Origin of the sequence: Streptosporangium sp. NBC_01469 (genome assembly GCF_036227305.1) — a bacterium.
Classification (GTDB): Bacteria; Actinomycetota; Actinomycetes; order Streptosporangiales; family Streptosporangiaceae; genus Streptosporangium.
On record NZ_CP109465.1, the window covers coordinates 9,231,550 to 9,243,140 of the forward strand.

At 72.3% G+C, this 11,591-nt stretch carries 9 protein-coding genes; 4 read left to right on the forward strand and 5 right to left on the reverse strand.

Annotation, left to right across the window (positions count from 1 at the left end; genetic code table 11):
* Window positions 1–30 precede the first annotated feature (30 nt).
* The 3 genes from OG587_RS40145 to OG587_RS40155 all read right to left on the reverse strand — a co-directional run bounded on the left by OG587_RS40145 (window position 31) and on the right by OG587_RS40155 (window position 3,825).
* Entirely contained in the window at window positions 31–1,302 is a 1,272-nt protein-coding gene (locus OG587_RS40145; RefSeq protein ID WP_329084074.1) for an MFS transporter, read from the reverse strand.
* Window positions 1,303–1,686: 384 nt separating this feature from the next.
* On the reverse strand, window positions 1,687–3,201 hold the full coding sequence (locus OG587_RS40150; protein WP_329084075.1) for a condensation domain-containing protein: 1,515 nt from the start codon (window positions 3,199–3,201) through the stop codon (window positions 1,687–1,689).
* 141 nt (window positions 3,202–3,342) lie between these two features.
* Window positions 3,343–3,825, reverse strand: a complete 483-nt coding sequence (locus tag OG587_RS40155) for a hypothetical protein (RefSeq protein WP_329084076.1) — start codon at window positions 3,823–3,825, stop codon at window positions 3,343–3,345.
* A 580-nt stretch (window positions 3,826–4,405) separates the two neighbouring features.
* On the opposite strand from OG587_RS40155, the gene OG587_RS40160 reads away from it, so the two are divergent.
* Window positions 4,406–4,984 carry a copper resistance CopC family protein gene (locus OG587_RS40160; RefSeq protein WP_329084077.1) on the forward strand — a complete coding sequence of 193 codons (579 nt, stop codon included), beginning with the start codon at window positions 4,406–4,408 and terminating at the stop codon, window positions 4,982–4,984.
* Complete coding sequence (locus tag OG587_RS40165; protein WP_329084078.1) at window positions 4,981–6,012, forward strand: copper resistance D family protein; 1,032 nt, start codon at window positions 4,981–4,983, stop codon at window positions 6,010–6,012. Before OG587_RS40160 ends, OG587_RS40165 begins: the two co-directional genes overlap by 4 nt.
* Here the strand turns inward: OG587_RS40165 and OG587_RS40170 are convergent.
* Window positions 5,970–6,998 carry a hypothetical protein gene (locus OG587_RS40170; protein WP_329084079.1) on the reverse strand — a complete coding sequence of 343 codons (1,029 nt, stop codon included), beginning with the start codon at window positions 6,996–6,998 and terminating at the stop codon, window positions 5,970–5,972. The two genes, OG587_RS40165 and OG587_RS40170, sit on opposite strands and share 43 nt — an antisense overlap.
* Window positions 6,999–7,346: 348 nt before the next feature.
* Here OG587_RS40170 and OG587_RS40175 point away from each other — a divergent pair, with 348 nt between their 5' ends.
* Both OG587_RS40175 and OG587_RS40180 read left to right on the forward strand, forming a co-directional pair.
* On the forward strand, window positions 7,347–10,046 hold the full coding sequence (locus OG587_RS40175) for a CocE/NonD family hydrolase (RefSeq protein ID WP_329084080.1): 2,700 nt from the start codon (window positions 7,347–7,349) through the stop codon (window positions 10,044–10,046).
* Window positions 10,043–11,011, forward strand: coding sequence for an ABC transporter permease (locus OG587_RS40180; protein WP_329084081.1), 969 nt, complete (start codon window positions 10,043–10,045; stop codon window positions 11,009–11,011). Before OG587_RS40175 ends, OG587_RS40180 begins: the two co-directional genes overlap by 4 nt.
* A 165-nt stretch (window positions 11,012–11,176) precedes the next feature.
* Here OG587_RS40180 and OG587_RS40185 read toward each other — a convergent pair whose 3' ends face one another.
* Window positions 11,177–11,344 (reverse strand): hypothetical protein, encoded by a 168-nt coding sequence (locus OG587_RS40185; RefSeq protein WP_329094244.1) that lies wholly within the window; start codon window positions 11,342–11,344, stop codon window positions 11,177–11,179.
* Between the last annotated feature and the right edge of the window lie 247 nt (window positions 11,345–11,591).

Genomic DNA, 11,591 nt, shown 5'->3' on the forward strand with positions numbered 1-11,591 from the left:
TCCGCCGGGGTGGGCGACGGAAGCCCGATCTCAGGGGACCGAGCGGATCTTCCAGACGAGTACGGCGCCGAGGAGGGCGAGGACCGCCGAGGTCATGTAGAGGACGGGGTAGCCGCCGAGACCGGCCACGATGGGACCGGCGATGACGGGGCCGAGCACCTGGGGGCCCGAGTTGGCGATGTTGATGACCCCGAGATCCTTGGCTCGCCCCTCGGCGGCGGGCAGGACCTGGGTGACCAGGGCGTTGTCGACCGAGAGGTAGATGCCGAAGCCGACCCCCATGATCGCGGCGCCGACCGTCGCCACCGGCCACTGCGGCCAGAACGCGAGCATCACCGCGGGGATCACGCTGATCAGGCCGGAGACCGTGACGAGCGCCCTGCGTCGGCCGATCCTGTCGGAGACGACACCCGCGATGACGGTGGTGAGCACGACGGCCGCGGTGTAGATCAGGATCAGCACGAGCAGGCCGTCCTCGGCCTTCTCGCCGGGGAAGAGCCTCTCGTAGCCGACCGCGTCGGTGAGGAAGTACAGCAGGTAGAGCGTGGCGACGGCGTTGCCCAGCTGCATCAGGAAACGTGTCAGCCAGGCCCAGAAGAAGTCGGGGTGGGTGCGGGGGCTGATCCAGAACCCCCGCAGGAAGGCACCGGCTTCGAAGGGCGGTCTGGCCGCCGGCCGGGGGTCGGGGGTGGTGAGGACGAAGGGGAGCACGCAGAGCGGGATCAGCGCCGCTATCAAGAAATATCCGGATTCGGTGGTGGTGGCGACCATGGTGACCAGGACCACGGCGAGCACCACCCCGAGTGACTGGGGAATCCCGATCCAGCCCGAGACCTCACCTCGCTGGCCGACCGGGACGTGGTCGGGCACCCCGGCGCCGAGCGCGGCCTGCATCGCGTTGAGCCCGGCCTGCGCGAGACACCACCCGGCCATCACGCCGAGGATCGAGCCCTGACCCGCCAGCAGGACCAGCGCCCCGGCACCGACCAGCGCCCCGCCCAGCGACCACGGGTGCCTGCGCCCGAAGCGCCCGGCCGTACGGTCGGACAGCGCTCCGGCGACGGGGTTGAACAGCATCGCGACGGCGGCCCCCACCCCGGTGACCAGCGCCAGCGACCCTTCCTTGTCCACCGGGTCGATCGACGCCACCTGCGAGGGCAGCAGCACCTGGAGCGGCCCGAAGTAGGCCATCCAGAGCGCCAGATTGGCCAGCGAGATGCCGGCCACCCACCAGGGTCCCACCCTGCGTGTCGGCTCGGCGAGCGCCGCCCGCGGGTCGGGGACGGGCTGGACGACGCTCATGGGACCTCGCATCTCCGTGGCTCGGCGTCTTCGTGGTTCGACATCTTCACGATCTTCACGGCTCGGTGCCTTCACGGTCCGGCGCTTCCCGGCTCGGCGTCTCCTCGGCTCGCCGTCGCGAGGACGAGCGGGCGCCCGATCACGTGAGGCGTGCGATGCTACGCCGTTCCCCGCCCCGCCGACAGCCCCCGCCCGCCACCGGATCACCACCGCGAGCCCGCCGGCTCCCGGTCGGAGACGCCGGCGCCGGCGGGGAGTGCCCGCCCGGCGCGAAGAAGTCGTCGAGGACGCCGACCGGGCCTGTGCCGGGGGGAGCCGGGCCAGCCGTTCGAGCAGCGCCGCGCGGCCGTCCGGCACGACGCGGTCAGACGTGGTCAGACGTGGTCAGACGTGGTCATCGGCCACCTCCCTCGGTCCCGGCACCCCGGGATCCCCCGCGACCTTCGTCGGGCCGGTGCCGGGTGAACCGGCGGAGGACCCGTTCTGGGCGGCGGGGCGCTCGACCGGGACGATGCCGCACAGCCCGGCGACCTCGTCGAGCGGGACGTCCCCGGCCACGGAGGCGACCAGCAGGGTCTCCAGCCCGCGCAGCAGCGCGTAGGCCGTGGGGCGCGGCAGGTAGGAGGTGTCGGCCATCAGGTACAGCTCGCAGGTGTTGGTGGCGGTGCCGGTGGCGAACAGGGCCGTGGCGTCCACCTCGGGCCAGGATCCGACGTGGAAGGTCCTGGTCCGCCCGGTGAGGGCGGCGATCGCGGCGGGGTCGCCCGGTGGCTCCACCGCGGGCAGGTGGGGCCAGTGGCCGACGGTCCGCGTGTCGTTGAAGTAGGCCGACAGGTCGACGGGCCTCCCTCGCTCGCGGCCGACCTCCTCGCGCAGCGCCATCATCCGGTACGGGTCGTAGTGCGCGTTCCGGTAGGCGGTCAGCGCCTGCCGGTGTCCGGCGCGGGCGGCGTCGGCGAACGTCCCCTCCGGCAGGGCGAGAACGAAGATCCCGTCCTGCACGGCACTGCCCGCCATGGCGGCGACCCGGGGATCGTGCCGGTTGGCCACGACGAGCTGCATGACCAGCTCGCGGTGGCCGGTGAGCGCGCCCAGCAGCACCGCGCTCGCCGCGGTCAGCACGCTGGCCGTGCTGACCGACCAGCGCGCCGCCAGCACCTCGGCCGCCGCCGCGACGGCGGCCGACTCCATGCCGACCTTGACGAACCGCGGCTCCTCCGGCGCCGTGCGGGGGAAGTCGAACATGGTCAGGGGCGCCCTCTCCAGGACCGCGCGCCAGTGACGCAGCGTCCGCTCGCCACGGGCGGCGCCCGCTCCCTCACGCTCGAAGGCGGCCTGGTCCATCGGCTGCCAGGCGGGGGCGGGCATCTCGCCACCGGCGAGCAGGTCCCGCCAGTCGCGCGCCAGCACGTCCAGGGCCCCGCCGTCCACGGCCAGGTGGGACAGGGTGAGGGCCATCGTCCTGGGACGGCCGTCGACGGTCACGACGGCGCAGCGGAACGGCAGCTCGGTCGCGTAGTCGAACGCGGTGGCGGCCAGCCGGGCGGAGAGCTCCCTGGCGGCGGCGATCGGCCTGGCCTCCCCCGCGTCGTACACCTCGACGGCGAACCGGCCCTGGCGCGCCACGCGCTGGACCAGCCCGCCGGGAGTCTCCTCGTACGTCGTCCTCAGCGTCTCGTGCCGCTCGACGAGCACGCGCAGTGCCCGCAGGACGGTGTCGAGGTCGCGCTTGCCGTAGACGGGCAGCACCCAGGGCATGTTGAAGTACGGGTCGTCGTCGTCCAGCCACCGGGTGAGCCGCCAGATGGCCAGCTGACCCCAGCTGAGCGGCGACTCGCCGCCCCGCGCGCCGGTGAACTCCACGGACGTCGCGCTCAGCCGCGCGAGACCGGCCGTCATCGGGTCCGGCCGATCTCTTCGATGACGCCCCCGAGGCTCGGGGAGCCGGCGAACACCCCGCGGGAGAGCTCGGTGCCTGTTCTTTCCCGGACGCGGGTGACGGCCAAGGACGCCCCTTCCCATCGGTCTGTCAGCGACATTTCAGGTGCCTTCCGTCCGGCCTGTCGCGGCGGCCTCGAACAGGCCCCGTGACTCCCTTTTGATGACTTTTCCCGACTGATTCCTGGGCAGGGCACCAACGACGCCCCGTTCGGGGATCTCGTGCCCGGCCAGGCGTTCCATCAGGAAGGCTCGTGGCTCGATCACCGATGCCACCGGCGTCCCTCGCGAACTCAGCGAACCCGGCGGGCCGGCGGATTCGGCGGGCCCGGCCGCGAACGCCACGGTGCGGGCGGAGGCGCCGGAGGCGTGCCGCTCCGAGAACCGCGGCCGTTCCCACGCGCGTTCCCGTGCGCCCCGCACGCGTTCCCGTGCGCCCTGTGCGCGTCCCCGCGCGTCCCCGTGTGGAGGAGGGGGCCGCCGCACGTCCGGCGGGGGCGGCGGGATCGCCGCCGCGACGACACGGCCGCCCAGGCTCTGGGCGAGCGGTGCCCTCCTGGCCGGTGAGAGGCCGGTTCGCGTCACGACGCCTCCGTACTGACGGGAGGGGAACCCAGCTGCGTTCCCTTACGGCGGAGAATGGAACCGCCCGAATGAGCGGCTCCATGACGACCGACCGGATCGGCTCGGCCCCGAGAGGACGCGGAGATCCGATGACGTTGAGGACGTACGCGGCGCGGAATGGCTCCGGCGCCGAGATATGCGAACGCCCCGGCGTGACGTGTCCCGACCACACGTCCGCCTTCACACCGCGCACGGGCACGGCGACCTCTCCACCGCGCGTGAGCTCGGCGAATCGGTGACGCTGCTTGAAGCGAGGCTAAGGATCACGCGCCGAATTCGTCAAGGTTTCGCGCTTGTTTTCCAGCGCGATAAAACCAAATAAACTATCCCTTAGCGCCTCTTACCAGATAAATCGGCATATTCTTCATTTTTTGAATGTTTGTCATCCTTCTAGTCATTGACTCCGCCCCGTGGGCTCCCGCCCCCCGCCGGGCGCCTCGTCCTCCCCGACGCGTCCCGTCCGCGAGCACGATTCCCGGGCGGAAGGCCGAGGTGGGAGCATGTCATTCGTCATGACGATCCCAAAGGAAGGCCACGACCGGTGAGGCGGCTACTCACGGTCCTGCTGCTCGCGTCCGCCGCGCTGCTCGGCGCGGTCGCCCCGGCACAGGCCCACAACGTGCTGATCAGCAGCGACCCCAAGAACGGTGCCGAGCTGGCCATCGGGCCCGAGAAGATCACACTCACCTTCGACCAGCCCGTCCGGCAGGGCTTCGCGCAGATCAGCGTGATCGGCCCGGACGGCGCGCGGTGGGAGGAGGGGAAGACGACCGTCGACAGGACGAAGGTCAGCGTCGGCGTGAAGCCCCTCGGCCCCGCCGGGGTGTACGCGGTGGGCTACCGGATCCTCTCCTCCGACGGTCATCCGGTCTCCAAAAAGATCACCTTCACCCTGACCGTCCCCGGCCGGGGCACCTCCGCCCAGGCTCCCGCCACCTCCGCCCCCGTGGTCTCCGCCGCCGCGCCGCAGGGCCCCGATCTGGGCGCCCAGGCCGCCGAGGCCGCGCAGAACGGCGGGGCCGGGATGGCCGTGCTGTGGATCGCGGGCTCCATCGTCCTGCTGGGCGGGGCCACCATCGTGGCGATGCGCCGTACGAGGGAGCAGGGAGGCGCGGGATGACCGTGACCACCGAGCGGGTCGCCGAGGCCGGCACCACCGGAAGACTGGTCGTCGGCGGACTCGTGTCCGGGGCCCTGGTGGCCGTGCTGACCGCGACGGCACTCTCCCGCCAGGAGGCGGTGCCGGGGATCGCCATCCCCGGGCCGCCGGTGGAGTACGGGCTGCCGGTGCTGCGGGTGCTGCTCGACCTGGCGGCGGTGGCGGTGGTCGGGCTCAGCCTGCTGCCGAAGCTGCTCGGCTTCGACGACCCCGACCGCACGGAGCCGGTGATGCGCCGGGCCCGGCCGATGGCCGTGACCTTCGCCTGGGCGTGGGCGCTGCTGGCGCTGGTCGTCATCGTGTTCCAGACGGCCGAGCTGAACCCCGGGCTGATCCCCACCCCCGGCATGATCGCCGAGTACGTCGACAGCGTCGGCGCCGGGCAGGGCATGCTCTTCAGCGCCGCCTGCGCGCTGTCCTACGCCGGGATCGGGCTGCTGGCCGTGCGGTACGGCGAGAAGGTCCCAGCCGAGCTGCGGATCGTGATCGCCCTCTTCGGGCTGCTGCCGATCCCGGTCACCGGCCACGCGGTCGACTCGGTCTGGCACGACCCCATCATGATCTCGATGGAGCTGCACGTGATGGGCGCGGCGGCGTGGACCGGCGGCCTGCTCACGATCGTCCTGCTGGTCGCCGGAGACCGCGAGCTGCTGGCCAGGGTGCTTCCGGCGTTCTCCAGGCTGGCGACCCTGGCGCTCGTCGTGGTCGGCGTCTCAGGCCTGGTGAACGGCCTGGCCACGATGGCCCTCACCCCCGGAGTGGAGCTGCCGGGGGCTCTCCTGACCAACGAGTACGGCCTGCTGGTGCTGGCCAAGGTCGCGTGCGTGGCGCTGCTGATCCCGTTCGCCGCCCACATCCGCTTCCGCCTGCTGCCGCACATCGCGGAGCGGCGGGCGACGGCGGTCGTCGCGTGGGCGGCGGCCGAGATCACCGTGATGGGGCTGGCCTACGGGGTCGCGGTGGCTCTGACCAGCGCCTCCCTGTCCTGAGCCCGCAGTGTGTGACGGCTGAACGACCATTCGGCGGCCAGCCACAGGACGGCGAGCCCGGCCCCCCCGACCAGCATGGTCGCGGGGGGCACCAGCGGCGGCGCCATGAACGTCGAGTGCTGGAAGCGCAGCGCCTGGTCGACGAGGAGGGTGGCGCCGAGAGAGCCGACCAGGGCCCTGACCACGGGCATCCTGATCAGGAACGCCAGGTCGACGGCGAGAGCCCCGGCGATCAGGAAGACCGGGATCGCCGAGCGCGGGAAGTCGGCCACGGCGAGGAGCGGCCAGATCAGGGTGCGGAAGACGACGTAGACTCCGACCACGGCGGTGGCGGAGAACATCCGGCCGATCATCGCGCGGGCGTAGACGGCCACCATGACGGCGGCCATCGCGGCGTAGAGCGGGTAGAGCTGGTCGGGCACGGGCAGCGCGAAGTGGAGCGCCACGGCCCTGTCGTCCACCGGCAGGCCGATCTGGTCGGCGGCGAATTTGATCAGGATCGGCTCCGCGTCCGGCTCCCCCCGGTCCCAGGCGGCGATGCCGTACACGCCGTACTCCTGGTGCTGGGCCGGGAACCAGACGTTCTCGAAGAGGAACACGAAGAGCCCGCCGAGGACCAGCGTGCGCGTCCGCCCCGGGACCGCCCGCACGAACCAGCCCCGGATGACGCCGCAGACCATGAAGAACGTGCCGATGTAGAGCATCAGGTGGGACGGGCTCCACGAGGTGATGTCGAGCCCGTTGATCCGGTGGTTGATCAGGTCCAGCGGGACCGCGACCAGGAAGATGCCCGTGCCCCAGGTGATGAGGCGCTGCGCGAGTTTGTCCACGCCGTAGCCGGTGTAGACGTGGATGATCGTGAGTGCGAGGGCGATGGCGGTGCCGACGCTGTTGAGCAGGTGCGGCGGCGCGAGGTCGTCGCGGAGCCACTTGAAGTGCCAGGAGACGTCCCAGGACGCCCCGAGCACCTTGAACGAGAAAGCCACCAGCCACCCGAGGTAGAGGAGCCTGAACAGATCCTCCGGGGTCTCCCTGCCGGCCTTCCCGCGCGTCCAATACGGCAGAGCCCACTCAATGACGGGAGTGGCTCTTCTTCGGAGGCTCTCTACTGGCTTCACGCGTCGAAATGATGCCGCTCCTTTACCTCGCTCCGCAATCGGGGACAACCCTGAGCATCGGGACGGCTCCTCCCGTCCTCCCCCGCAGGTGATCAATCGCGCCCTGTTCCGGCCGGCCACGACGACCGACCGGCGGCCTGGCCGGCAGCTGGCCGGCGGGGACGCTCCTGAGAGCGGTCTCAGGAGCCTCTCAGCTCGAATCAGTAGGCTCTCGTCATGCAACGTGGGGGAAAACGGGCCGCCTGGGTCCCGGGGATCGCTGTGGCCGCCGTGCTGGTCGTCGGTGTCGCGGCCTGGCTGGTGTGGCCGTCCGATCCGGACGTACGTGCCCAGAACCAGATGATCACGGTGGTCGACGGGCCCGGCGACGACCAGCGGGTCACGCTGGACACGAGCTTCTTCCCCCCGGCCGGGGGCGGCAGGGCCCCCGCGGTGCTGCTCGCGCACGGCTTCGGCGGCAGCAAGCAGAGCGTCAGGGACGCCGCCGTACGGCTGGCCCAGGACGGCTACGCCGTGCTGACCTGGTCCGCGCGGGGCTTCGGCCGCTCCTCGGGACAGATCGCGCTGAACTCCCCCGACTACGAGGTCAAGGACGTGCGCCAGCTGGTCGACTGGGTCGCCAGGCGGCCCGAGGTCCGGCTCGACGCGGCGGGCGACCCGCGGGTGGGCGTCGCGGGCGGCTCCTACGGCGGGGCCATCTCGCTGATGGCCGCCGCCCACGATCCCAGGATCGACGCGATCGCCCCGCAGATCACCTGGTACGATCTGGCCGACGCGCTGTTCCCCAACGCCACCGGGCAGGGCCCGGAGAGCGGGGTGTTCAAGCGCATGTGGGCCGGGCTGTTCTTCAGCCGGGGCGGTCCCACGCCGGACGCGGCCGCTCTGGCCGCCCTCGGCGGGGGCGCGGGAGACGCGGGGGACGGGGACGAGTCGCCGCCCGCCCAGCCCCGGCCGCTCACCGCGGAGGAGGTCCGGTGCGGCCGGTTCCTGCCGGAGATCTGTGACATGTACCAGAAGGTGGCGGAGAGCGGCCGGGCGACGGCGGACGCGGTGGAGACGCTGCGCAGATCCAGCCCGATCTCGGTGCCCGGGAAGATCAAAGTTCCGACGCTGCTGCTCCAGGGACAGCGCGACTCGCTGTTCACCCTGGGCCAGGCGGACGCCAACGCCAGGGCGATCGCCGCCACCGGCGCCCCGGTGGAGGTCGCCTGGTTCGACGGCGGCCACGACGGCGGCAACGGCGAGGTCGACTGGCTGCACGAGAAGACGCTCGGCTGGTTCGACCGCTACCTGGAGAACGACGAGGGGGCCGGGCAGGCCGGCGGTTCCTTCACCGTCACCCGCGACGGCGGGCGCGACCCCGGGACCCGGCGCCCGGTCCAGCTGCACGCCGTCGCCGGTCGCTATCCGGGGCTGTCTGGCACCGGTCAGACCTCCGTGCCGCTCAGCGGGTCCGGCCAGCAGGTGGCCAACCCGCCCGGCGGATCCCCCTCCTCGATCTCCGCGGTCCCCGGCTTCGGCGGTCTCGGCGGCGGAGCCACCGCGAACCTGTCGATCGACATGGCGGGCCAGAGCGCCACCTTCGACTCCGCCCCGCTGGCCGCCCCGCTCCAGGTCACCGGCAGCTCGACCGTGCGGGTGCGGGTGACGCCCGAACGGTCCGGGTCCCCCTCGGCGGGTGACGTCGCGCCGGGTGACGAAGCGGAGAGCGGCACGCGGCCGGACACCGGCGAGGCGGAGGCCGGATCCGCCGGGACGCGGGCGGCGGGCGAGGTGACGCTGTTCGCCAAGCTCTACGACGTCGCGGGCGCGACCCAGGCACCGATCCTGCCCGAGGGGCTCGTCGCCCCGATCAGGATCGCGATCCCCGAGAGCGGCTCGGGCGAGGCCACGGTGACCCTGCCGGCCATCGACCACAGGTTCGACGTCGGGCACCGGCTGCGCGTCGCGTTCACCACCACCGACCTGGGCTACAGCACCCCCGCGACCCCGGCCGTCTACCAGGTCGCCCTGGTCTCACCGGCCGTGACCGTCCCCACCTACGCCACCCTGCGCACCCCCTCGACCGGCCCGGCCTGGTGGATCTGGGCACTGCCGCTGCTCTCCCTCGTCGTCGCGGCGGCCCTGCTGCTCGCCGGGCGCCGCCGCCCCGCCGACGAGCACGACCCAGAGCTCGACTCCGTACCGCTGCGGATCCACGGCCTGACCAAGGCGTACCGGAACGGCGAGCTCGCGGTGAACGACCTGTCGTTCACCGTCGAGCACGGCCAGGTGCTCGGCCTGCTCGGCCCCAACGGGGCGGGCAAGACCACCACCCTGCGCATGCTGATGGGCCTGATCAGACCCGACGGCGGCGAGGTGCGGATCTTCGGTCACCGGGTGGCGCCCGGTGCCCCGGTCCTGTCCAGGCTCGGCTCGTTCGTCGAGGGCCCGGGTTTCCTGCCGCACCTCAACGGCCGCGACAACCTGGAGCTGTACTGGAAGGCGACCGGCCGGCCCGCCGAGGACGCCCGGTTCGCCGAGGCCCTGGAGATCGCCGGGCTCGGCAAGGCCCTGGAGCGCGCCGTCCGCACCTACTCGCAGGGCATGCGCCAGCGCCTGGCCATCGCGCAGGCCATGCTCGGCCTGCCCGACCTGCTCGTCCTGGACGAACCCACCAACGGTCTCGACCCGCCCCAGATCCGCGAGATGCGCGAGGTCCTGATCCGCTACGCCAGGGGGGGCCGCACGGTCATCGTCTCCAGCCACCTGCTCGCCGAGGTGGAGCAGACCTGCAGTCACGTGGTGGTCATGCACCGCGGGCGTCTCGTCACAGCCGGGACCGTGGCCGAGCTGCTGAGCAGTCGCACCCCGGTCAACGGCTCCGGCACCCGCCTGGAAGACGTCTTCCTGGACCTGATCGGAGAGAAGGCGTGAGCGACACCGACGGTGCTCGTGGCACCATGACCGGCGCGACGGGCGACGGCCCCGCGCGGCACGACCCCGCACGAAACCGGGGCGCGGAGAACGGCGTCCCCGGCGAGGGCGTCGCGGAGAACGGTTCGGCGCGCGGTTACGCGCCCGGCCGCACGCTGCCGCTCGCCGTGGAGATCGTCCGGCAGTTCAAGCGGCGCCGCACGCTGGTGATGTTCGGCCTGCTGCTCGCGCTGCCGTGGATCCTGGTGATCGCCTTCAAGGTCGGCGCCGGGTCCGGGCAGCCGACCACCACGCTGCGCATCTCCGACCTGGCCACCGAGGGCGGGCTGAACTTCGCGGCGTTCGCCCTGTCGGTGTCGGCGAGCTTCCTGCTGGTCGTCGCGGTGGCGCTGTTCTGCGGCGACACGGTGGCCAGCGAGGCCAGCTGGTCGTCGCTGCGCTACCTGCTGGCCGCCCCGATCCCGCGCGACCGCCTGCTGCGGCAGAAGCTGGTCGTCGCGATGGGCTACTCGGCGGCGGCGGTGATCTGCCTGCCGGTGATGGCCCTGCTGGCCGGGACCCTCGCCTTCGGATGGAACGACGTCCGGGTGCCGGGGACCGGCGAGACGATCGCCGCCCTGGACGTGCTGCCCCGGTTCGGGGTGGTGATCGGCTACGCCCTGGTCAGCCAGTTCGTGGTCGCGGCCCTGGCCTTCCTGCTCTCCGTCAGCACCGACTCCCCGCTGGGGGCGGTCGGCGGGGCGGTCGGCCTGGTGATCGTCAGCAACATCCTGCAGGCGGTCGAGGCGCTCGGCTGGCTCAGGGAGTTCTTGCCGACGTTCTGGAACACCGCGTGGCTGGACGCCCTCGCCCCTCAGCCGGAGTATGACGGCATGCTCAAGGGGGTGGCCGTCTCCGTCACCTACTCGGCGATCCTGATCGCGTTCGCCTTCCGCCGCTTCCGCGTCAAGGACGTGGTCTCCTAGCGGGACGCGCCCGGCCACGCGAAAGCTCTCCCGGCCACGCGAAAGCTCTGGCCACGCGGGGTCCCTCCCCGCGGGACATCCGGCCATGCGAAGGCTCTCCCGGCGGGGCGCCCTCCGGCGGGGTCCTCACGGAGGGCCCCGCCGGAGGGGTCCGGCCTCCGGGGGTCACCCCCAGTGGGGAGGACGATCCTCGATCAGGCGGGCGTCGTCGTCGGCCTCGCGCCACTCGTTCCAGCCGAGGTCGGTGTCGTCGGCGGTCTGGTCGGGCAGGATGGGCAGCCCGTCGTCGGCGAGATCGACGGGACGCAGGTCATCGGGTTCGCGCACTGTCACGCGTCCCATGCTAGCCACCCTCGCGGCCCGCGCCTCCCCCTCCCGGGAAAGGTCGCCCTCGCCTCAGGAGGAAAACCCGCCGGGGAGAAAACCCGCCGCGAGAAGACCCGGGAGAAGCCCGCTCCCACCCCCGAGAGAAAGCCCGTTTCCTCCGTGAAAGCCCGCCTTCGTGCCTTGCGACGCCAGGGACAGGCGGGAGCCCAGACGGTACGATGCGGTGGCAGGTTCCGGCTATCCCCCCGTGAGG

Coding starts and splice junctions, on each gene's coding strand:
- OG587_RS40145 (WP_329084074.1), bottom strand. CDS start 1,302: ATGAGCGTCGTCCAGCCCGTCCCCGACCCGCGGGCGGCGCTCGCCGAG.
- OG587_RS40150 (WP_329084075.1), bottom strand. CDS start 3,201: ATGACGGCCGGTCTCGCGCGGCTGAGCGCGACGTCCGTGGAGTTCACC.
- OG587_RS40165 (WP_329084078.1), top strand. CDS start 4,981: ATGACCGTGACCACCGAGCGGGTCGCCGAGGCCGGCACCACCGGAAGA.
- OG587_RS40175 (WP_329084080.1), top strand. CDS start 7,347: ATGCAACGTGGGGGAAAACGGGCCGCCTGGGTCCCGGGGATCGCTGTG.